Source organism: Streptomyces geranii, from assembly GCF_002954775.1.
In the GTDB taxonomy this organism is placed as follows: Bacteria; Actinomycetota; Actinomycetes; order Streptomycetales; family Streptomycetaceae; genus Streptomyces; species Streptomyces geranii.
In genome coordinates this window covers 1-22,296 of record NZ_PJME01000040.1, presented here as the reverse complement: position 1 = coordinate 22,296, position 22,296 = coordinate 1, and the positions used below count along the sequence as shown (strand labels likewise).

Here is a 22,296-nt window from a genome sequence, read left to right as displayed (position 1 = left end):
AAACCTTTCGTTAGCGATACGGTCGCGCCGGGTCGGACCCAAGAGCCGTACGCCACAAGGAGTGCCCCTGTGATACCGAGATGGACGGCGACACCGAGATGGACGGCGCGCTCATCGCGCCGTACCGCGTCCGCCGCACGGATCGCCGTCCTCACCGTGACCGCGCTCGCCGCGGCCCTCGTCCAGCCACTGGCCGCGGGGTCTGCCGGAGCCGCCACCCCACCCGCGCCGCCCTCCGACGCCCAGTTGGCGAAGACCGCCGCCCGCAACGACCTCACCCGCGAGCAGTTCTACTTCGTGCTCCCGGACCGTTTCGCCAACGGCAGCACCGCCAACGACCTTGGCGGGCTCACCGGTTCACGCCTCGCCACCGGCTACGACCCCACCGACAAGGGCTTCTACCAGGGCGGCGACCTCAAGGGCCTCACGAACAGGCTCGACTACATCAAGGGCCTCGGCACCACCGCCATCTGGCTGGCCCCGATCTTCAAGAACGAGCCCGTCCAGGGCACCGGCGCGGACGCCTCCGCCGGCTACCACGGTTACTGGATCACCGACTTCACCCAGGTCGACCCGCACTTCGGCACCAACCAGGACCTCGAAACCCTCATCTCCAAGGCACACGCCAAGGGCATGAAGGTCTTCTTCGACGTCATCACCAACCACACCGCCGACGTCGTCGACTACGACGAGAAGTCCTACAACTACCTCTCCAAGGGCGCCTTCCCGTACCTGACCAAGGACGGCGAACCCTTCGACGACTCCGACTACGCCGACCACGCGGACGGCAAGGCCGACTTCCCCGCCGTGGACGCCGACTCCTTCCCGCGCACCCCCACCGTCCCCGCCGCGAAGAAGACCACCAAGGTCCCGTCCTGGCTCAACGACCCGACGATGTACCACAACCGGGGCGACTCCACCTGGGCCGGCGAGTCCGCCACCTACGGCGACTTCGTCGGGCTCGACGACCTGTGGACCGAGCGCCCCGAGGTCGTCTCCGGCATGGAGAAGATCTACGAGAAGTGGGTGCGGGACTTCGACATCGACGGCTTCCGGATCGACACCGTGAAGCACGTCAACATGGAGTTCTGGACCCAGTGGGCCACGGCACTGGACAAGTACGCGGCCAGGCACGGCCGCGACGACTTCTTCATGTTCGGCGAGGTCTACTCCGCCGACACGTCCGTGACCTCGCCGTACGTCACCCAGGGCCGCCTCGACTCCACCCTCGACTTCCCCTTCCAGGACGCGGCCCGCGCCTACGCCTCCCAGGGCGGCAGCGCCCAGCGGCTCGCCTCGGTCTTCGGCGACGACTACAAGTACACGACCGACCAGGCGAACGCCTACGAGCAGGTCACCTTCCTCGGCAACCACGACATGGGCCGGATCGGCTCCTTCCTCAAGCAGGACGACCCGACCGCCACCGACGCCGAACTCCTCGCCAAGGACAAGCTCGCCAACGAGCTGATGTTCCTCAGCCGGGGCAACCCCGTCGTCTACTACGGCGACGAGCAGGGCTTCACCGGCGCGGGCGGCGACAAGGACGCCCGCCAGACCATGTTCGCCTCGAAGGTCGCCGACTACCTCGACGACGACGAACTCGGCACCGACCGCACCCACGCGACCGACGCCTACGACACCCGAGCACCGCTCTACAAGCAGATCAGTGCTCTCGCAGCCCTCCGCAAGGCCAACCCCGCCCTCGCCGACGGAGTCCAGACCGAGCGCTACGCGGCCGACGGCCCCGGCGTCTACGCCTTCTCCCGCACCGACGCCAAGTCCCGCACCGAGTACGTCGTCGCCTTCAACAACGCCACCGAGGCCAAGCAAGCCACCTTCCCGACGGGCTCCGCGAACACGGCCTTCAAGGGCATCTACGGCACCACCGCCAAGGCGACGACCAGCACCGACCACAAGCTGACCGTCACCGTCCCGCCCGGCGCCGCCATCGTCCTCAAGGCCGCCACCAAGCTCCCCGCCCCCACCACCAAGCCCACCGTCACCCTCACCGCCCCGACCCCCGGCGCCACCGGCACGGTCGACATCACCGCCGGCGTAGATGGCGGCGACCAGCTCACCCGAGTCGTCTTCGCCGCCCAGATCGGCACCGGCAAGTGGCGGACCCTCGGCTCCGCCGACCACGCCCCCTACCGGGTCACCCAGACCCTCGCAGCGAACATTGCCCCCGGAACCCCCCTGCGCTACAAGGCAGTTGTGGTCGACAGCACCGGACGCACGGCAAGCACCACGGCGACCTCCACCACGGGCACCCCACCCGCCCCCGAGGTCCCCACCGCCTCCTCGCGCGACTACGCGATCGTCCACTACAAGCGCGCGGACGGCGACTACACCGACTGGCGCCTGTACGCCTGGGGCGACCTCGCCGACGGCGAGGGCACCACCTGGCCGGCCGGTCACGACTTCGTCGGCCGGGACGCGTACGGAGCCTTCGCCTACGTCAAGCTCAAGCCCGGTGCCACCAGCGTCAGTTACCTCGTCATCGACAAGGACGGCAACAAGGACGTCTCCGCCGACCGCACGATCGACGTCACGAAGACCGGCGAGATCTGGACGGAGCAGGGCAAGGAAGCCGTACTCACCGAGAAGCCCGACCACCCCGACCAGGACACCACCAAGGCCGTCCTCCACTACCACCGCGCCGACGGGAACTACGACGGCTGGGGCCTGCACGTCTGGTCCGGCGCCGCCGACCCCACCGACTGGGCGAAGCCCCTGGAGCCGGTCCGCACCGACACCTACGGCGCCGTCTACGAGGTCCCGCTCAACGCCGGTGCCACCAGCCTCAGTTACATCATCCACAAGGACAACGAGAAGGACCTCCCCACCGACCAGGCCCTCGACCTCAAGGCCAACGGCCACGAGGTCTGGCTCCTGAACGGCCAGGAGAAGTACCTCCTCCCGCAGCCCGCCGGAAGCTCGGCCGCCCTCGACCTGAGCACCGCCAAGGCGATCTGGATCGACCGGAACACCGTCGCCTGGAACGGCAACGACACAGCGGCCTCGACCCAGTTGTTGTACTCCCGCACCGGCTCGATCACCGCGACCGACGGCACTCTCACCAGCACCGACGAACGCTGGCTCCGCCTCACCAAGTCGGCGCTCACCGACGCCCAGAAGGCCAAGTTCCCCCACCTGAAGGCCTACACCGCCTGGACGGTCGACCCACGCGACCGGGACAGGGTCCGCGAGGCCCTGCGCGGTCAGCTCGTCGCCTCCCAACGAGCCGCGAACGGTGCGGTGTTGACGTCGACTGGCGTCCAGCTCGCCGGCGTACTCGACGACGTGTACGGAACCGCCGCCTCCACCACCGACCTGGGCCCCACCTTCAGCAAGGGCCGCCCCACACTGGCCGTCTGGGCACCCACAGCCCAGTCGGTCGGGCTCGACCTCGACGGCACCCAGGTCGCCATGAAGCGCGACGACACCACCGGCGTCTGGTCCGTCACCGGCCCCAAGTCCTGGAAGAACAAGCCCTATCGGTACGTCGTGAAGGTCTGGGCTCCCAGCGTCTCCGCGATCGTCACCAACGAGGTCACCGACCCCTACTCCGTAGCCCTGACCACCGACTCCGAACGCAGCCTCGTCGTCGACCTGGACGACAAGTCCCTCGCCCCCAGCGGCTGGACGACCTACACCAAGCCCAAGTCCGTACCCCTCAACGACGCCCAGATCCAGGAACTGCACGTCCGGGACTTCTCTGTCGCCGACGACACCGTGCCCGCCAAGGACAAGGGCACCTACCTCGCCTTCACCGACAAGGACAGCGACGGCTCCAAGCACCTCCGCGCACTGGCGAAGGCGGGCACCTCGTACGTCCATCTCCTCCCCGCCTTCGACATCGCCACCATCCCCGAGAAGAAGTCGGACCAGGCGACCGTCGACTGCGACCTCGCCTCCTACGCCGCCGACTCCGACCAACAGCAGGCCTGCGTCGCGAAGATCGCCGCGAAGGACGCCTACAACTGGGGCTACGACCCGTACCACTACACCGTCCCTGAGGGCTCGTACGCGAGTGACCCGGACGGGACGCGGCGCACGGTCGAGTTCCGGAAGATGGTGAAGTCGCTCAACGGCGACGGGCTGCGGGTCGTCATGGACGTCGTCTACAACCACACCCCGGCCAGCGGGCAGGCCAGGACCAGCGTCCTCGACAAGGTGGTCCCCGGCTACTACCAGCGGCTGCTCGCCGACGGCACGGTCGCCAACTCCACCTGCTGTGCCAACACCGCGCCCGAGAACACCATGATGGGCAAGCTCGTCGTCGACTCGATCGTCACCTGGGCCAAGGAGTACAAGGTCGACGGCTTCCGCTTCGACCTGATGGGCCACCACCCCAAGGCCAACATCCTGGCCGTACGCAAGGCTCTCGACGCGCTCACCGTCAAGAAGGACGGCGTCGACGGCAAGAAGATCATCCTGTACGGGGAGGGCTGGAACTTCGGCGAGGTCGCCGACGACGCCCGGTTCGTCCAGGCCACCCAGAAGAACATGGCCGGCACCGGCATCGCGACCTTCTCCGACCGGGCCCGGGACGCCGTACGCGGCGGCGGCCCCTTCGACGAGGACCCCGGCGTCCAGGGCTTCGCGTCCGGCCTCTACACCGACCCCAACTCCTCCACGGGCAACGGCACTTCGGCCGAGCAGAAGGCCCGCCTCCTGCACTACCAGGACCTCATCAAGGTCGGCCTGACCGGCAACCTCGCCGCCTACCGCTTCACCGACACCGACGGCGAGGACGTCACCGGCGCCCAGGTCGACTACAACGGCCAGCCCGCCGGCTACGCGGAAGCACCCGGCGACGCCCTCGCCTACGCCGACGCCCACGACAACGAGTCCCTCTTCGACGCCCTCGCCTTCAAGCTGCCCGCGACGACCAGTGCCGCCGACCGGGCCCGGATGCAGGTCCTCGCCATGGCGACGGCCACCCTCTCGCAGGGCCCGGCCCTCTCCCAGGCGGGCACCGACCTGCTCCGCTCCAAGTCCCTCGACCGCAACTCCTACGACAGCGGCGACTGGTTCAACGCCATCCACTGGAACTGCGCCGACGGCAACGGAAGCAACGGCAACGGCTTCGGACGCGGGCTGCCCATGGCCGCCGACAACGCCGCCAAGTGGCCTTACGCCAAGCCCCTGTTGACGACAGTCGGCGTCGGCTGCCCCCAGATCGAGGGCGCCTCGGCCGCGTACCGGGATCTGCTGAGAATCCGTACGACGGAGAGCGACTTCTCCCTCGACACGGCCGGACAGGTGCAGTCGAAGCTCTCCTTCCCGCTGTCCGGAAAGGACGAGACACCCGGCGTCGTCACCATGGAACTCGGCGGTCTGGTCGTCGTGTTCAACGCGACGCCCGAGCGCACCGAGCAGCGGATCGGCGCGCTCGCCGGGGCCTCCTACGCGCTGCACCCCGTCCTGCGGGCGGGCGCGGACCCGGTCGTCAAGTCGGCCACGTACGCACGGGAATCGGGCACGTTCGGCGTTCCGGCAAGGACGGTCGCCGTATTCTCGCTGACCTCCTGAGAAGGGCATTATCTTGGTGGGGCAGACGATCGACTCCGGTCTGCCCCACCGGTGTGTCCAAGGGCGGCCAGATGGACGGCAACGGCAATGGCAAGGGCAAGTTGACAGGCACCGCGGACACCACCGTGCTCGTCGTGGACGACACGGCGGCCAGCCGGTATGCCATGGGCGCCCTGCTGCGCCGGGCCGGCCACCAGGTCGTGGCCGTGGCCAGCGGGAACGAGGCGCTCGCCGAACTCGACGTACGGCTGCGCAAGGGCATGCTGCCCGACGTGGCCCTGATCGACGTGCACCTGCCGGACATGAGCGGGGTCGAACTGTGCCGCCGCCTCAAGGCCAGGCCGCACATGGCGGGGCTGCCCGTCGTGCACTTCTCGGCCGCCGCCGTCACCCCGGGCGACCGCTGCGACGGGCTGGACGCGGGCGGCGAGGCGTATCTGTCGGTGCCCGCCGAGCCCGAGGAGATCGACGCCGTGCTGCGGGCCGCCGTACGGGCCGCCCGGCTGCGGGCCGACGACCAGGCGCTGGCCCGGCGGCTGACCCGGCTCTCGGAGACGATCTTCACCATCCAGGCGGCCCGCTCGCTGCAGGAACTCGCCGACGCCGCCGCCGAAGGCACCGCCCGTCTCACCGGCTCGCCAGCCGCCGTGTTCTTCCTCGGCCCCGACGACGAGCTGTACCACGCGGTCTCCCGCGACCGCACCTCCCTCGCCATGCCGGACGAGAGCGCCCACCGGGTCGTCGCCGGACTGCTCCGCCGGCTCACCCGCGGGCAGAGCGGACTCCAGATCACCACCGTGCCCGCGCCGCTGTGGCCCGCCGGGTTCTTCCGGCCGGGCGTCCAGCACGACGCCCGGCTCGTGCTGATCCCCACCCACGACGGCGGAGCCGCCGTCTGCCTGGCGACCCCGACCCGCAGCGTGCGCAGGGTCAGCCCGGAGAACGAGTCGCTGGTCGCCCGGCTCGCCCAGGCCACCGCACTCGCGGCCGAGCCCCTGCTCATGTACCAGGTCGAGCGGAACGTCGCCCTCACCCTCCAGCACAGCTTCCTGCCCCGCCCCGACCGGCTCCCCGAACTGCCCGGCATCGACGTCGTCGTGCGGTACGTGCCCGCGTCCCGGGACGCCGAGATCGGCGGGGACTTCTACGCCGCCCTGCGCACCGACGACGGCGTGCTCACCGCCGTCGGCGACGTCGTCGGGCACTCGCTGGACGCGGCCACCGTCATGGTCGAGATCCGGCACGCGCTGCGCGCCTACTGCGTCGACGAGAGCGACCCGGCCGTCCTCGCCGAGCGCCTCGACCGGATGCTCCAGCGCTACCACCCCGAGATCACCGCCACCGTCTGCCTGGTCCATGTCGACCCCGCCACCGGGCGCACGCTCATCGCCAACGCCGGTCACATACCGCCGCTGATCATCCGCGACACCAGCAGCGCCGACTACGCCAAGGCCGAGGGCCCGCTGCTCGGCATCGGCCTGCCGCACCCGCCGCCCACCGAGCTGTTCCTGGAGCCCACCGACCGGCTCCTCATGATCACCGACGGTCTGATCGAGACCCGGGGCACCGACCTCGCCGACTCCCTGGAACACCTCCGCGCCGCCGCCACCGGCGCCCTGCCCGGCCTGGACGCCCTCTGCGACACCCTGCTGGTCTGCTTCGGCCACGAACGGGAGGACGACATCGCCATGCTGGCCCTGCGCCTCGCCGGTTAGGGTGGGCTGACCATGCCGTCGTAGCAGTCGTAGAACAGGGGTTTGACCCATGCCGCAGATCACCGTCGACTACTCGGAACCGCTGGCCGAGGCCTTCGACCGGCGCGCGTTCGCGCTCGCGCTGCACGAGGAGGTCGTCGCGACGGCGAAGGCGAAGCCCGAGGCGTGCAAGACACAGTTCCGCCGCACCGAGGACACCACGGTGGGCGCGGAGAGCGAGGGCCACGCCGTCGTGCACGTCTGGATCGGCATGCTGACCGGACGCACGACCGAGACGAAGAACCAACTGACGGAAGCCGTACTGGAGTTGGTCCGCACCCATGTGAAGCCGGTCGAGGGCCTCGCCCTGCACGCCTCGGTCGAGGTCCGCGAACTCGACGACTCCTACCGCAAGTTCGACGCCTGACCCGGCCGAACGAATCGACTACGGACCGGCTATGAGGCGAGCGAGATGAGCCGGGTGACGAGGTCGGTGAACGGGCCGTCGGCGGGCTCCTGCTTGAGCATCCGCCGCAGCAGCGCGGCCATCTCCTCGTCATAGGCGGCACTTACGGCGGCCAGCGCCGCGAAGTCGTGCACGAGCTGCGCCTCCAGCTCGGCCCGCGGCACCCGCCGCCCGTCCAGCCAGATCAGCGCGGTCGACTCGACCAGCGATATCCACGTCCGGATGACCAACTCCAGCCGGGCGGGCGCCTGTTCGGGGACCAGCTCCAGATGCGACAGGATCTGGACGTAGGCGGCCTGGCGTACGGCGTCGATGAGCGCGTTCGTCGCCGAGGCGTTGCCGGCCGCCGCCCGCACCCCGTCCGCCGACACCGCGGGCCCGCCGCGCATCAACGCCGCGAAACCGGGGCCGTGTTCGTCGACGAAGTCGAAGAACCGGCGCATCACCCGCAGCAGCCGGGCCCCCAGCGGACCCTCCCGCGGTTCCACGAACCGGCCCGCCAGATCGTCCGACGCGCGCTTCAACGCGGCCTCGTACAGGCTGAGTTTGCCGGGGAAGTAGTGGTAGACGAGTGGGCGCGAGATGCCCGCGGCCGACGCGATCTCATCGATGGAGACCTCGTCGGGCGAGCGGCGGCTGAACAGTTCGAGGGCGACGCCGATCAACTGCTGCCGGCGTTCCTCGACTCCCATTCTGCGGCGAACCCCGGTTGTCATGCGAACACCTTACCGATCGATTACGGCCCCCAACGGACCGGTCCGACCGAGGATGTTCACAAATCCAGCACAAGTGGACCGCGCCGTGCCCGCGACACACAGATCAGCATCGAGCCCGCCCGTTCGGCATCGGTCAGCAGCTCGTCCCGATGGTCCACTTCCCCTCCCAGCACCCGCTGTTGGCAGGTCCCGCAGAACCCCTGCTCGCACGAGTACGCCGTGTCGGGCAGCTCCTTCCGCACGGCGGCGAGCACGGTCGAGTCGGCGGCCACCGTCAACGTCCGCCCGCTGCGCCGGAGTTCGACCTCGAAGGCGTGATCGCCCCCGCCCGCCGCCCGCCCGCTGAAGCGCTCAAGGCGCAGCACGGCCCCCTCGGGAATCCGCGCCTCGACAGCGGCCATCAACCCCTCCGGCCCACAGCAGTGGACGGCGGTCCCCTCGGGCAACTCGGCGGCCACACCCGCGAACAGCGAGTCGAGATCGGGCAACCCGTCCTCGTCCTCGGCGACGACGGTCACCCTGCCCCGACCCGTACCCGCCCCCAGCTTCTCGACCTCGGCGAGGTAGGGCATCGAGGCCCGACTGCGCCCGCAGTACAACAGCCGCCATTCCAGCCCGGGTTGATCCGCCACCGACCGGATCATCGGCAGGATCGGCGTGATGCCGATACCGCCGGCCACGAAGACGTACGCCGGAGCCGGGGCCAGCGGGAAACGGTTGCGCGGCCCCCGCACCTCGACGGTCATGCCCGCCCGCAGCCCCTCGTGCACCTCGCGCGAGCCCCCGCGCCCGTCCGGCACCAGCCGCGTGGCGATCGTGTAGGCCGAACTGTCCGCCGGGTCCCCGCACAGCGAGTACTGCCGTACGAGCCCCGAGGGCAGCACCAGGTCGAGATGCGCCCCGGGCTCCCAGCCCGGCAACTCCCGCCCCTCCAGCCATAGTTGTACGACCCCCTCGGCGACGGCCTCATGCGCGGCGACCGTCAGCCGCAGTGCCCGTGAGCGGGGCCGGCCGGAGATCGGCTCCGCCAGCGCGCCCAGCGGCCACAGCGGCGAACCCTCGATCCGGCGCCGCATGGCCCGCCGGGCGAGCAGCGCGGCCCCGGCGGTGAGGGCGAGGGACAGCGGCCGGGGCATCAGGCGGCGCCCTTGTCGGCGGCTATGGCGGCGGGGGAGGAGGCCAGATAGGCGACGGCCTGCTCGGTCGAGCCCTCCTGGGAGGGGTGGTAGGCACGGGCGAGATAGCGGGGCACCGATCTCGCCATGGCCCAGGTGGACGGCAGCAGCCCGCGCTTCCCACGCACGTAGAAGCCCCGGAAGGTCGGCTTGCGGAGTCCGGGGGCCGGATCGTTCGCCATGAAGAACCGCACCCCGCGCTGCCACAGGAAGAACATCACCAGCAGCCCGCTGAGCCAGGTCCGCACCCGTCGCGCGTACCCCCCGTCGACATGCATGAACAGGTCGAAGGCGACCGACCGGTGCTCGACCTCCTCGGCGCCGTGCCAGCGCAGCAGATCCAGCATGGTCGGATCGGCGCCGCGCCGGTCCAGCTCGGCGGCGTTGAGTATCCAGTCGCCGAGGAAGGCCGTGTAGTGCTCGATGGCCGCTATGACGGCGACCCGCTCCATCAGCCACCACCTGCGACCCCGCCGCCCCGGCAGCGGGGCCCGGTCGCCGAGCAGCTTCTCGAAGAGCCAGTCGACCTGGGCGGTGTACGGCGTCGGGTCGAGCCCCAACTCCCGCAGATGCGGGAGGACTTCGTCGTGGGCCTGGGAGTGCATGGCCTCCTGCCCGATGAACCCGACGACGTCCGCCCGCAGCTGCTCGTCCCGTATGTAGGGCAGTACCTGCTTGTACACATGCACGAACCACCGCTCACCGGCGGGCAGCAGCAGATGCAGCACATTGATGGTGTGCGAGGTGAAGGGATCCCCCGGCACCCAGTGCAAGGGCGTCCCCTCCCAGGAGAAGGACACCTTGCGCGCCTTGATATTGGACATGGCGTCAATGTACTGACGGGTAGGGGGCAGGGGAACCCCCTTGCGGCCACTTGCTGACGCAAGTGTCAACTAGGGGGCTGTTCGGTGCGCGGTGAGCTGAAGCGCCCCGTCAGGGGCGCGGGGAACTGCGCGACCAGCCCCCACCGGACCCGCACTCGCTAACGCAACCCCCCAATAGCCCGCCCATCCTTCAAAGTCCCCTTCAACCCCGCCTGGGCGCCCTGCTCGGTCTCGGCCGCCAGCAAGGCCCCCCGAACAGTCGAGCTAACCCCACCAGTAGCCGTGATCGAAGCCATATTCTCCGAACCGGCGGCCAGCATGAACCACTCACCGGCCCCCGACTTCCACAGCACACCCGCCAGCACGTTCGGATCCCGCGGCCCACAGGCCGGCGAACTCTCCGACTTCGCCGCCACCGCCCCGTACTGCCCACCAGGCGTATGGAACTGCGCCAGCACCCGCGCCCCGTCCCCCCGCCAGGTCTCCGCCCGGGTGCACACCCAGTCCGCGGCCCCGCTCCCGTCCGGCAGCCTCTGCTCGGCGTACTGCCAGGCGTTCACCGCCCGCACCCCCTGCGAGTGCATCGCGGCGAGCGAGCACGCGAAGGGTGCCCACGAGGCCAGCGCCGCCGGGGCCGAGGCCTCGCGGGGTGCGGCCGGGCGGCCCGAGGTGAGGTGGGCCGGGACCAGTTCGCCGAGGTCGCTCAGCAGGCGGGCGCCACCGGCGTCCGTCACCTGGAGGGTGTTCCAGGACTGGCAGGCGCCCTTCTGGGCGAGCGGGCCGGCCAGCGGCCCGGTCACCCCGTCGGTCAGCCCCAGGCCGATCGGCGTCGCCGCCGGTTCGCGCAGGTCCCGCATCTCCGCCCTGAGCACCCAAGGAGCCGTCAGATAACGGACGTTGCCGTCGGCCCGGTCCAGGACCACCGCGTCGGCCTCGGCGCCGGTCGCGCCGTCGACCCGGGCGAAGTCGAGCGCGGCCCCGGCCGTGCCGTCCTTCGGTTCGGCGTACCGGGCGATGCGCAGACCGTCGTACAGGATCACGACGTGAGCCGCGTCGACCGTGCCCGCGTACAGGAGCTGCGGTGGTCCCGCCGGGCCGCCGGACGGGGTGCCCGGGGTCGCCGAGACCTGGACCTTCTCGCCGGGGCGGGCCCAGACGGCGAGGGCGCGGCGCAGCAGGGCGCTGTCGTCGACGAGGTCGCCGCGCGCGGGCCAGACGGAGAAGTCGGTGCGGGCCGAGGTCTTCCAGGCGGCGGCGGGAACGAGGGTCAGCTGGGCCGGGTCCAGGGCGGCCTCGGCGGCCGGGTTCTGCGCGTAGGCGGGGGCGGCGGCGCCGTCCGGGGCCCAGCCGTCGGCGCCGCTGACGAGCAGGGCGCCGCACACCGCGACGGCCGCCGCGGCGACGAGCGCGGCCTTCAGGTGCTGCCTGCGCCGCATCAGGTCGGTCGGGCGGGCGTGCAGCGAGCAGGGGTCGAACTCGGCGGATCCGAGCAGCGCGTACTGCGCGGGAACCTCGTCGGCCTCGCGGAGCGCCTCGGTCGGCCGGTCGACCCCGGCGGCCTCCAGGGTGGTGCGGACCTCGCCGTCCGGGAGGTTCTCCAGACCGCGCAGGACGTACGCGGCCCGGGCGGGCCCGGACAGCTCCGACAGCCGCTGGTCCAGGGCGAGTTCGTCGGCGCCGCCCGAGCGCGGGAAGAGGCGCAGGCCCCACACCTGGGGGAGCAGCGGCGGCAGCTGCGACCGCTTCGGCAGCGTACGGCCCCGCCACGGCTGCCCCGCCGCCAGTGCCGTACGCAGCACCTGGAGGCGGACGAGCGCGTAGCCGGGGTCCTCCGCGCGGCCCCTGGACTGGGCCGGGATCGAGGCCGAGGAGGTGCGTCCCCTGGGCAGCGCGCGCTGGGTGAGGGCGTGCGCGGTCAGGACGCGCCGGCCGCGGCCCAGGTTCGGCGGCAGCACCAGATAGGCCAGCCGGACGAGCCGGGGGTAGTGCTCGACGAGCGCTGCCTCGGCCTGCTCCACGTCGACGACGGCGCGGCCCTTGGCGTTGGTGCGGGTGGTGGTGTTGGGGTTCGAGGCGACATCCTGTGACTGCACGTTCAGCAGAACGAGCGAATCGTTGGATGGTCACCTGGCACGCCGGACGCGGGCCCGGGTGTGCGGCGGGAGGTGAACCGATTGAGCGCTGGGCGCGTGGGAGCCGTATCGAAGAAGAGGCCCCTTGCCTGGGCCCTCTGCGGCATGGGCCGATCGGCTCGGCGTCGGAACGACCGGAGGAACGACAGATGAGGTTGACGCGACCGAAACTTGCGGCGGCCGGAGCCGTGGCTGTGCTGGGGCTGGCGCTCACGGGCTGCGGCGGCGGGAGCGGGGACGACCACGCCTCCGCGCACGACGGCACCGACGCGGTGCCGGTGGCCGCGACCGGCAGCCTCGAACACCTGGCGAGCGAGGCGGGCTGCAAGCCGAACATGCAGACGGACGCGGACACGATCCGCCAGGCCATCTGCAAGACCTCCGACGGGAAGTACGTCCTCGCGACGTTCGCCACCGACCGCGGCCAGGCCGAATGGCTCAGCGGGGCCAAGGACTACGGCGGCTACTACCTCGTCGGCCGCAAGTGGGTGGCCGTCGGCGAGGAGAAGGTGGTCGCGGCGCTGCAGGACTCGCTAGGCGGGGCCCTGGAAGAGGGTTCCGCGCACATGAACCCCGGCGGCAGCCACAACAGCAGCGGTCACAGCAGCTGATCGCTCCGCACGGGGGGCAAGCGAAAGCCGGCGGTGGGAGATTCCCACCGCCGGCTTCTTACTGCTACTGCCGACTGCTCAGCAGGTCACTGGCTCACTGGCAGTTCTGACCGCTGTTGATGCACTGGACCATCTCGTTCATCGTGTTCTGGTCGAAGAAGTTGATGAAGTCGTTGTGGTCGGTGATCGGCTTGTGCAGCTGGTCCGGGAAGGCGTCCACCGCGAAGGGGTTGACGACCTGCCCGTTGTTGATCTGCGGGGCCGCGACGTTGTAGACCAGACGGACCTGGAGCTGCGGGATGGCCTGGAAGCCGTTGGAGCAGCTGCCGTCCTGCTCGACGAAGTCGACGTGCGTCCGGTGGTTGGCGCTGTCGATGTTCTGTCCGTCCCAGCAGCTCTGGAAGAAGGACGTCCGCACCACGGAGCTGCCCTGCGGGCAGATCGGGTACTTGTCCGTCAGCTGGCGGTCCTCGAAGCCGGTGCAGCTCCAGTTCGTGTTGGCGTTGTTCAGGCCGTTCACGAAGGACTTGGCGTCACCGGTGATGATGCGCAGCGCGGTCGGCATCGCGACGACATCGCTGGTCTTGTTGCCGACGAACTTCAGCTGCGCCTCGGCGGGCTGGAGGATCGTGCCGACGTTGCCGTCCTGGCCACCGCCGGGGGCGTTGGCGTCGATGTCGTTCTGACCGTCCTGGACGCGCAGCACCGGCCAGAAGTACGAGGACTTGTCGCCCTGGTTCTGGCAGGTCGTGTTGCCGTTGGCCAGGTCCTGGTCGCTCGCGAACGCGTTGTTGGCCTGGTTGCCGACGTAGTCGTGCTGGTGCTGGGCGCCGTTGCTGACACCCGGGGCGACGATCACGTTGTCCGAGTTGCGGTTCTCGTTCTCGTTGGTGCCACAGACCGTGGTGAACGAGCCCGTCGAACCGCTGTCGCCGTTCGCGGGGAGACCGTTGCCGTTGACGCCCTGCGGGCCGCCGTTCGGCTGGACCTGCGTGATGTCCTGGAAGTCGGCGGCTACCGGGCCGTTGCCGGCCTGTCCGCCGTTGCCCTGGTCCTGACCGTCATTGCCCTGGTCCTGGCCGTTGTCGCCCTGGTCCTGGTCATTGCCGTTGTTGTTGCCGTTGTTCCCGTTGTTGTTGCCGTTCTGGTTGCCGCCGTTGTTGTTGTTCCCGCCGTTGTTGTTCCCGTTGTTGTTGCCACCGTTGTTGCCGTTGCCGTCGACGACCTGCGGCTGCTCGGCCGGAACACCGGTGCATCCGGCGAGCTGGTCGGCCTGGCCGGTCTGACCGCCCGCGTTCCGGATCTTGATGTTGATCCGGTCGATGGTGGCCGTCCGCTTGGCCTTCAGCGGGCTGAGAATGGAGTTGGTGACGAAGCTCGCGTCCCCGGCCTGCGCCTGACGCGTGTCCGCGAGGCGCTTGTAGGCCTCCGTGACCTGCTGGTCGAGCTTCGACAGCTCCTGCGCGACACCCTGACGGGCGTTCTCCGGCACATTGGTGAGCTTCTGGCCGACGTCCGGGCAGTCGATCGTCGCGATCTGCGACGCGGCTGCCGTCGTGCGGTTCTGGGCGCCGTTCTCCTCATGTGCGGAGGCGTAGAAATTCGCCCAGACCAGGCCACCGCCGCCGATCGCGAGGGCCGCGGATGCGGCCACGGCGCGAACGGCCAGTGGTGAGCGTCGTTTACGAGTGTTGCGTCCCATGGAACTCCTCTGACTTCCTTGCGGGGCTATCGAGGCGCCCGACAGGAGTGAAGCGGCGTCATTCCATACGCGGGGCGTCCCAGGAGTGTTCAGCCGCCTCAGAAATTGGTGAGAGATTCGCGGGACAATTCGACCCCAACCTCACCTGCTGTACCGGGAGTTGCGGATCTCTTACGGCAAGTGCCCGACCGGGGCACGGATATCGTCGACCGGAGGCGCATATCGTCGACTTTGGCGCGCTATCAACGCCCCTGGTCAAGATAGGCGAGTACCGCCAGGACGCGTCGATTGTCGTCGTCCGACACTTCGAGTCCGAGTTTGGCGAAAATGTTGGAGGTGTGCTTGGCGATGGCCCGCTCCGTCACCACAAGATGCCCGGCGATCGCCGCGTTCGAACGTCCCTGGGCCATGAGTTCCAGCACCTCCAGCTCCCTGGGCGTCAGCCGCCCCAGCGGCCGGCCGTCCCCGGCCCGCCCCGCGAGCAGCTGCCGGATCACCTGCGGGTCCATTGCGGTACCGCCCGCCGCGACCCGTCGTACGGCGTCCACGAACTGCTCCGCGTCGAACACCCGGTCCTTGAGCAGATAGCCGACCCCGCCCGCCCCGTCGGCCAGCAGCTCCCGCGCGTACAGCCGCTCCACGTGCTGCGAAAGCACCAGTACCGGCAGCCCCGGCCGCGCCCGGCGGGCCCGCAGCGCGCACTGCAGCCCCTCGTCGGTGTGCGTGGGCGGCAGCCGTACGTCGACCACGGCCACGTCCGGCACCAGCTCGGCGAGCGCCCGGTCCAGCTCGGGGCCGCTCTCCACCGCCGCCGCGATCTCGAAGTCGTACGCCTCCAGCAGCCGGACCAGTCCGTCGCGCAGCAGGAACAGGTCTTCGGCTAGGACAACTCGCAAGGAATCTCCATGGTCACCACGGTGGGACCGCCCACGGGACTGCCGACGGCCAGGACGCCGTCGAATGTACCGAGCCGCCGCTCGACCCCGGCCAGCCCCGAACCGCCCCCGATCCGCGCCCCACCGCGTCCGTCGTCGGTGACGGCGATCCGCAACGCCCCCTCCGCGTACCGCAGATCGACCCACACCCGCTCGGCGCCGGAATGCTTCACGGCGTTGGTCAGCACCTCGCTCACCGCGAAGTACGCCGCCGACTCCACCGGCGCGTCCGCCCGGCCGCCCCCGATGTCGACGGTGACCTCGGTGTCGAGGGGCAGCCGCAGCGCCAACGCCCTTACGGCGTCGCCGAGTCCGCGTTCGGCGAGCACCGGCGGATGGATGCCGTGCACCAGGTCGCGCAGCTCGGCGAGCGCCTCGCCCGAGCTCCGCCGGGCCCGGGCGAGCAACTCCCGCGCTTTCTCCGGGTTCTTCCCGATCAGCGCCTCGGCGGTACCCAGCTCCATCCCCATGGCGACGAGCCGCGCCTGCGCACCGTCGTGCAGATCCCGCTCGATACGCCGGAGTTCGGCGGCCGAGGTGTCCACGGCGTCCCGCCGCGTCTCGGTCAACACCCGCACCCGCTCGGCGAGTTCACCCCGCCCGCCGCCCAACAGGACTCGGGTGAAGAGGAAGTGGAACCGCAGCAGTGCGGGGGTCAGCCACCAGGAGGCGACCAGGAGTACGGCCCCGAGGGCACCGGCGGCGAGCGCGCTGCCCTGCCCGCCGACCGGCACGAACCCGTACCACCACCCGACGTACGTGCCGTCGGTGAACACCCGCCACAGCCCCAGGGCGAGCGCGAACCCCTCGAAGGGGTACAGGAGCAGCAGGGCCGGCACCAGGGCGGTGAGGAACCCGAGCACGGCGTCGAGGGGCAGCCAGCCGAACTCCCGCCAGGTCGCCGGATCCCGCAGTACTCCGGAGGCCCGCGCCCACCACCCCGCGCCGGCGGGCGGCACCCGGTACCGGGGCGGAATCCGCACCCCGCCCCACCGCACGGCCACCAGCCGCCGCCAGTTCGCCCACGCCCGCACCCACTTGACGACCAGGGGAGTGGTGAGGAGCCCGACCCCCAGGACGGGCACGAGCGCGAGGGAGACGAGGGACAGCACGAGCAGCGACAGCGACCCGCCGAGGGAGACGACGGCGAGGAACAGGGCCCGCAGCCCGGCGAGCACGACCGTACGCCCCCGACTCCGCGCACCGGCGGCGTCGTTGTCGGCGGGGCGATCCACGCGCTCTCTGCGATCCGTACGGTCCATGGGCTCAGTCTCGCGGAGCGCACCCCGCCGGGTCACTGGCGCGAGCACCCGTACCGGGGGGTGGTGCCAGGCACACCCTTCGGTACGGGGGAGGGGTCAACGCGCGGTCGGGGGCGTGTACTTGTACCCGACCCGGCGCACCGTCTGGATCGCCTGCCGGTGCTCCGCGCCGAGCTTGCGGCGCAGCCGGGCGATGTGGACGTCGACCGTACGGCCGTCGCCCACGTGCCCGTAGCCCCACACCGTGGTGACCAGCTGGTCGCGGGTGTGCACCCGGCCCGGGTGGGCCACGAGGTGGGCGAGCAGCTCGAACTCCAGGTACGTGAGGTCCAGCGGGCGTCCGTCGACCTCGGCGGTGCGCTGCACGTTGTCCACGCGGACGAGGTGCCGGCCGCCGTCGGACGCCGGCTGCACGGGCTCGGGCTGCAGCTCCGGGTCGGGCAGCGCGAACGGCAGGACGGGCGGCTGCTGGTCGGCCGGGACGAGCACCAGGTAGCCGATCATCGGCGGCTGGCCCGGCAGCGTGGGCAGCGTGTGCGGGGGAGCGGGCAGCCAGGTGGCACCCGGGGGCAGGAAGTCCGCGACGTCGACCACCTCGTCCCGGTCGACGGCACGCAGTCGGTGCCGGGCCGAGCCGTTCGGGGCCGAGGGCGCCGGGGAGAGGGGCGAGACGGGGGAGAGTGAACGAGTGGTGGTCGCCATGAGAGGTCAGCTCTTTCGCGCGAGGAGGTCGTCTGGATTGACGTACGTCGACTGCGCGCTGGCCGAAGGCCGGGGGATACGGCTTTAGAGGGCCTGCGCGTTCATCGCGCGACAACACACCCGGTCGAAGTCGTGGTGCTGACGGGAAGGCCAGAAGGGCTCCAGGTCGTGGCGACCTGTCGCGATGCACTTCTGAAGTCTGGCCATGGACCCTATTGAAGCAGAGAAGTGGGGAAGCGGAGAAGGGGTGTCCACCGTACGGTGGACACCCCTTCTCACTATCTGGGATCTAGCCCGGATCTGTCCGGGATCCCGCCGGGATCAGACCTGGCCGGCCTTCTCCAGGGCGGAGCAGCAGGTGTCGACGATCAGCCGCGTGACGACGTACGGGTCGACGTTGGCGTTGGGACGGCGGTCCTCGATGTAGCCCTTGCCGTCCTTCTCGACCTGCCACGGGATACGCACCGAGGCGCCACGGTTGGAGACGCCGTACGAGTACTCGTTCCAGGGGGCGGTCTCGTGCAGGCCGGTGAGGCGGTCGTCGATGCCGGCGCCGTAGTTCTTGACGTGGTCGAGCGGCTTCGAGCCCTCGCCGAGGGACTCGGCGGCGGTGATGATCGCGTCGTAGCCCTCGCGCATCGCCTTGGTGGAGAAGTTGGTGTGCGCACCGGCGCCGTTCCAGTCGCCCTTCACCGGCTTCGGGTCCAGCGTCGCGGTGATGCCGAAGTCCTCGGCGGTGCGGTAGAGCAGCCAGCGGGCGATCCACAGGTGGTCGGAGACCTCCAGCGGGGAGACCGGGCCGACCTGGAACTCCCACTGGCCGGGCATGACCTCGGCGTTGATGCCGGAGATGGCGAGACCGGCCTTGAGGCAGTTGTCCAGGTGGGCCTCGACGATCTCGCGGCCGAAGATCTCGTCGGCGCCGACACCGCAGTAGTAGCCGCCCTGGGGGGCCGGGAAGCCGCCCTCGGGGAAGCCGAGCGGGCGCGAGCCGTCGAAGAAGGTGTACTCCTGCTCGATGCCGAAGATCGGCTCCTGAGCGGCGAACTTCGTGGCGACCTCGGTGAGCGCGGCACGCGTGTTGGACGAGTGCGGCGTCATGTCGATCTCAAGGACCTCGCACATGACGAGGATGTCGTCACCGCCGCGGATCGGGTCCGGGAAGGAGGCGACCGGCTTGAGCACGCGGTCCGAGGAGTGCCCCTCGGCCTGGTTCGTGGAAGACCCGTCGAAGCCCCAGATCGGCAGCTCGGCGCCCTTGGCGTCGTCGGCGAGGATCTTGGTCTTGGAACGGAGCTTGGCCGTCGGCTCGGTGCCGTCGATCCAGATGTACTCAGCCTTGAAGGTCACGGGACCATCCTTCGGGGTGGGTCTCTAGGCGCACTTGCGGGTGCTGCGGCGCTGCGGCACTGGGGCGCCGCTTTTCGTTACCCGCGAGCCTGTCAACAGGCGATTTCCCGATCATTGCTCAAATGTGAACCCCGTGTTACCTGGTGTTCTTGTGGTGAGTTTCACGCCCGGAGGGGTGCGCGGAGCGGGGGTGCGTACCGAGGGGGATCGCCCCGGGACTCGTATGCGAAGGGGTTACGGACCTGGTGCCGGGGACCGGTGGACACGGCAGGGCCCCGCCGCCCCTGGCCGGGAGCGACGGGACCCTGTTCCGAGCGGAGGTCGGCGCTGGAACGTCACCCCACCTTCTCGATCAGCGCCCGGCGGATCAGGAACTTGCCGGGCTCGCGGACCTGCTCGAAGGCCGCGTTGTTGAGGAGGGCGCAACTGCCGGAGACCGAGGTGACCTCGACGGTCGTGGACTTGTCGTTGTCGAGGTTGGTGACGCGCAACTTCGTCCCGGCCGGGAACTGATTACTGGACGCGGCGGGCGCCCCGCCCTCCCCGGAGAGGGTGACGGTGGAACCGTCGCAGACCTGCTGCCCGTCGCCGGGCGGGGCCGGGTCGGCGGGAGCGGCGGTCTGGGTGGGTGCCGGGGACTGGGTGGCGGGGGCGGCAGGGTTTGCGGGCGCCGCGGGCGCGTCCGGAGCGGCGGGCTGGGAGTCCTGAGCCGACTCCCCAACCACGCATCCGGACGCTTCCTGCTGCACCTTGATCTGAGCGATGACCGCCTCGCGGTTGACGATCCGGGCGGCCGACTGGGCGTCCGGAGCGGCCTTCTGCCCCGCGATGAAGGTCTGGTTGTTGCCGAGGGCGGTGGCGAGCCCCTGGCAGACGGTCGAATCGGCGGCGGTCTGGGCGGCGTTGGAGGTGGCCGCCATGGCGAAGGCGCCACCGCCGGCCACCGCCACCGCGCTGACCAGCAGCACCAGCTTCTTCTTCGTACTGACAGTTCTCCTGCGCGACATGCGCGCCTCCTGAGAGATAGGGGAAGCGTTCGTCGCTATGTACGAGATACCGAACAGCGTTGCTCAGTGGTCACAGGAGCCGCCGAAGTAACGTACGTCACATGGCGTTTCGTCGTGCGAGGGCGTCCCGCACGGCATCCTCGGTCCGGCCGATGACCGCGCTGCCGTCGTCGGCGGTGATGATGGGCCGCTGGATGAGCCGAGGATGCGCGACGAGGGCTGCGACCCACCGACCCCGATCCCCCTCGCCCCGCCCCCACTCCCGAACCCCCAACTCCTTGGCGACGGCCTCCTGGGTCCGGGTGATGTCCCAGGGTTCGAGCCCGAGCCGCTCCAGCACGTCGAGAATCTCGCCCTCACCGGGCGGCTCCTCCAAGTACCGCCGGACGGTGTATTCGGCCCCCTCGGCGTCGAGCAGGGAGAGGGCTCCACGGCACTTGGAACAGGCCGGGTTGATCCAGATTTCCATGAGGCCCACGGTACGCGAGAGGCCTTATGGCCAGGCCCTTTTGTCAGTGCCAGGCAGTAGAATGGGATAAGTGTTCGAGGGTGGCGCCGGGTGTTCCGGCGCCACTCTGACCGCGACAGGAGGATGCCTGTGCCCGCTGCCGCTCTCAAGCCGTCGCCCACCCAGTCCACCGCCAGGAGGGGAGTCCTGCTCGAACTCCCGTGCACCCCCGTGGAGAAGCGCCCGCTCCCGCCGGGCCGCCCCCGCGAGTGGTACGTCACGCACAACCGCCGCCTCAAGGCGATGCGGTTGGCGATAGCCCTGCTCGACTCGGGCATCTACATGCCGAACCAGGCCCGCAACGAAACGATCCGAGACACGGCGGACCTGATCGGCATCCACCCCCCGTCGGACACGACGTGCCACATGGTCCGAGCACTGATGCGCTACTCACGCTGACCCCAACCCGGGTGCCCTGCCTACGGGGCAGGGCACCCGGGGACGGGCGGGGCATTTCGGCCCGCCCGGGCCGATCCCCCACCCACCCACCCGTTTACTGCCAACTGACCAGCGGGGGTCGAGGGCACCTTCGGCACCGGCCGACACCACTCAGCCCGTTGGGGGTCCCCCTCTGGGGGAGTTTGAGGACAAGGCCGTCCAAGCCGATCTTCCCCACCCACCCCAGGCCGGCGCCCTCCAGCCCGTCCGGCGCTTGAGGACGAGGCCGTTCAGGCCGACAGCGGGGGTCTGGGGGCGCAGCCCCCAGAAGGATGGGAACGGGTAGGGGCGGCGGGGGCGAGAAAGTGCCTTGTCCGCCGCTCACGCATACCGCTCCAGCAGCCCACCCACATACCCCCGCAACCGCTCCCCGAGCACCTCAGCCGTCAGATCCCCCCGCCCCAACTCCCGCCAAGGCCCCGCCAGTTTCCCCGCATCCGGGGCATAGCCGAGCGCGTCGAGCAGCCGCCAGTACAAGTGGTCGCCGCCGTCCGCCAGCTGCCCCCCACCCTGCGCCTCGTACCGCTCCCGGAACCCGAGGCCGTACTCCACCCCGTGCAACAACGCGAGCGCGGTCGAACAGTGGGCCACATCGAGATCGGCGGGTCCCCACGAGGTCTCGACCCAGTCCACGACCCCGCTGACCCGCAACTCGTCCCCCTCGCCCTCGAAGAGGACGTTCCCGGGATGGAAGTCCCGGTGCAGAAAGCATCCGTCGTAGGAGGGTGCGGGCCCCCGGATCACGTCAACGGCCCGCGCCCACAACGCCTCGTGGTCCTCCCCGACGCCCCCGCCCAGCCCGACACGCACCCGCTCGGGAGACGTCCAGGCCTCATAGTCGCGCGGCCGTTCCATCGGAACGACCCGGTGGATCCGTACGAGTTGGGCCGCCAGCAGGTCGATCCGCCGCCGCAGATCCTCCTCGTCGACCCGCACCCGCCCCGGCAGCAACGACATCAACAGCGAGGGATGGTCGCAGTGTTCGGCGGTCGCGTCCACGCCGATCAGCTCCGGCGCCGGGACCCCTTCCTCCCCGGCCAGCAGCGCGAGCACGGACGCCTCACGGTTCAGCAACCCGGGCGCATGCCGCCGGAAGAAGGGCTTGACGAACGACCGAAGCACCAGCCCCGACCCCGCCCCCGACCCCGAACCCGAACCTGAACCCAGCCCCACCCCCGAACCCGAACCCGCCCCCGAACCCGAACCCAGCCCCACCCCCACCCCCACCCCCGAACC

18 protein-coding genes and 1 pseudogene are annotated in these 22,296 nt (G+C 70.4%); 5 read left to right on the top strand and 14 right to left on the bottom strand.

Features of this window, described 5'->3' with window-relative positions; genetic code table 11:
- The first annotated feature begins 69 nt into the window (after window positions 1-69).
- The 3 genes from pulA (at window position 70) to CW359_RS33490 (ending at window position 7,659) form a co-directional block, all read left to right on the top strand.
- Window positions 70-5,538: a pullulanase-type alpha-1,6-glucosidase gene (gene pulA / locus CW359_RS33500; protein WP_105973972.1), complete on the top strand. Its 5,469-nt coding sequence runs from the start codon at window positions 70-72 to the stop codon at window positions 5,536-5,538.
- Window positions 5,539-5,609: 71 nt separating this feature from the next.
- Window positions 5,610-7,253 (top strand): fused response regulator/phosphatase, encoded by a 1,644-nt coding sequence (locus CW359_RS33495; RefSeq protein ID WP_105974026.1) that lies wholly within the window; start codon window positions 5,610-5,612, stop codon window positions 7,251-7,253.
- Between the two features lie 49 nt (window positions 7,254-7,302).
- Window positions 7,303-7,659 carry a 5-carboxymethyl-2-hydroxymuconate Delta-isomerase gene (locus tag CW359_RS33490; protein WP_105973971.1) on the top strand — a complete coding sequence of 119 codons (357 nt, stop codon included), beginning with the start codon at window positions 7,303-7,305 and terminating at the stop codon, window positions 7,657-7,659.
- A gap of 29 nt (window positions 7,660-7,688) precedes the next feature.
- Here CW359_RS33490 and CW359_RS33485 read toward each other — a convergent pair whose 3' ends face one another.
- From CW359_RS33485 to CW359_RS33470, 4 genes are all read right to left on the bottom strand, one after another.
- Entirely contained in the window at window positions 7,689-8,414 is a 726-nt protein-coding gene (locus CW359_RS33485; RefSeq protein WP_105973970.1) for a TetR/AcrR family transcriptional regulator, read from the bottom strand.
- A 56-nt stretch (window positions 8,415-8,470) separates the two neighbouring features.
- The gene (locus CW359_RS33480; protein WP_105973969.1) at window positions 8,471-9,550 is read right to left on the bottom strand and encodes a PDR/VanB family oxidoreductase; all 1,080 of its coding nucleotides are present in this window, start codon (window positions 9,548-9,550) and stop codon (window positions 8,471-8,473) included.
- Entirely contained in the window at window positions 9,550-10,413 is an 864-nt protein-coding gene (locus CW359_RS33475) for a metal-dependent hydrolase (RefSeq protein ID WP_105973968.1), read from the bottom strand. The genes CW359_RS33480 and CW359_RS33475 overlap by 1 nt, the downstream gene beginning before the upstream one ends.
- A 158-nt stretch (window positions 10,414-10,571) precedes the next feature.
- Window positions 10,572-12,506 (bottom strand): hypothetical protein, encoded by a 1,935-nt coding sequence (locus CW359_RS33470; RefSeq protein ID WP_105973967.1) that lies wholly within the window; start codon window positions 12,504-12,506, stop codon window positions 10,572-10,574.
- A gap of 188 nt (window positions 12,507-12,694) precedes the next feature.
- Here CW359_RS33470 and CW359_RS33465 point away from each other — a divergent pair, with 188 nt between their 5' ends.
- On the top strand, window positions 12,695-13,156 hold the full coding sequence (locus CW359_RS33465; RefSeq protein ID WP_198655489.1) for a hypothetical protein: 462 nt from the start codon (window positions 12,695-12,697) through the stop codon (window positions 13,154-13,156).
- Window positions 13,157-13,250: 94 nt separating this feature from the next.
- Here CW359_RS33465 and CW359_RS33460 read toward each other — a convergent pair whose 3' ends face one another.
- The 8 genes from CW359_RS33460 to CW359_RS33430 form a co-directional block, all read right to left on the bottom strand.
- Window positions 13,251-14,858: a DUF1996 domain-containing protein gene (locus tag CW359_RS33460; protein ID WP_105973966.1), complete on the bottom strand. Its 1,608-nt coding sequence runs from the start codon at window positions 14,856-14,858 to the stop codon at window positions 13,251-13,253.
- Between the two features lie 242 nt (window positions 14,859-15,100).
- Complete coding sequence (locus CW359_RS33455) at window positions 15,101-15,754, bottom strand: response regulator transcription factor (RefSeq protein ID WP_105973965.1); 654 nt, start codon at window positions 15,752-15,754, stop codon at window positions 15,101-15,103.
- Window positions 15,739-17,055: a sensor histidine kinase gene (locus CW359_RS33450; RefSeq protein ID WP_105973964.1), complete on the bottom strand. Its 1,317-nt coding sequence runs from the start codon at window positions 17,053-17,055 to the stop codon at window positions 15,739-15,741. The genes CW359_RS33455 and CW359_RS33450 overlap by 16 nt, the downstream gene beginning before the upstream one ends.
- A gap of 96 nt (window positions 17,056-17,151) precedes the next feature.
- Entirely contained in the window at window positions 17,152-17,757 is a 606-nt protein-coding gene (locus CW359_RS33445) for a winged helix-turn-helix domain-containing protein (RefSeq protein ID WP_105973963.1), read from the bottom strand.
- Between the two features lie 84 nt (window positions 17,758-17,841).
- On the bottom strand, window positions 17,842-17,964 hold the full coding sequence (locus CW359_RS47190; RefSeq protein WP_269805616.1) for a hypothetical protein: 123 nt from the start codon (window positions 17,962-17,964) through the stop codon (window positions 17,842-17,844).
- A 114-nt stretch (window positions 17,965-18,078) separates the two neighbouring features.
- Window positions 18,079-19,107 (bottom strand): glutamine synthetase, encoded by a 1,029-nt coding sequence (gene glnII / locus CW359_RS33440; protein WP_105973962.1) that lies wholly within the window; start codon window positions 19,105-19,107, stop codon window positions 18,079-18,081.
- A 335-nt stretch (window positions 19,108-19,442) separates the two neighbouring features.
- Entirely contained in the window at window positions 19,443-20,114 is a 672-nt protein-coding gene (locus CW359_RS33435; RefSeq protein ID WP_105973961.1) for an RlpA-like double-psi beta-barrel domain-containing protein, read from the bottom strand.
- 97 nt (window positions 20,115-20,211) lie between these two features.
- The gene (locus CW359_RS33430; RefSeq protein ID WP_105973960.1) at window positions 20,212-20,583 is read right to left on the bottom strand and encodes an arsenate reductase family protein; all 372 of its coding nucleotides are present in this window, start codon (window positions 20,581-20,583) and stop codon (window positions 20,212-20,214) included.
- 129 nt (window positions 20,584-20,712) lie between these two features.
- On the opposite strand from CW359_RS33430, the gene CW359_RS33425 reads away from it, so the two are divergent.
- Window positions 20,713-21,021, top strand: coding sequence for a hypothetical protein (locus CW359_RS33425; protein WP_105973959.1), 309 nt, complete (start codon window positions 20,713-20,715; stop codon window positions 21,019-21,021).
- A 238-nt stretch (window positions 21,022-21,259) separates the two neighbouring features.
- Here the strand turns inward: CW359_RS33425 and CW359_RS47690 are convergent.
- A pseudogene (locus CW359_RS47690) lies at window positions 21,260-21,436 on the bottom strand (cobyrinate a,c-diamide synthase); the annotation flags it as partial.
- Window positions 21,382-22,296, bottom strand: a 915-nt coding sequence (locus CW359_RS33415) for an aminoglycoside phosphotransferase family protein (protein WP_232838722.1), incomplete at its 5' end; no start/stop codon positions are given. The pseudogene CW359_RS47690 and the gene CW359_RS33415, both read right to left, overlap by 55 nt.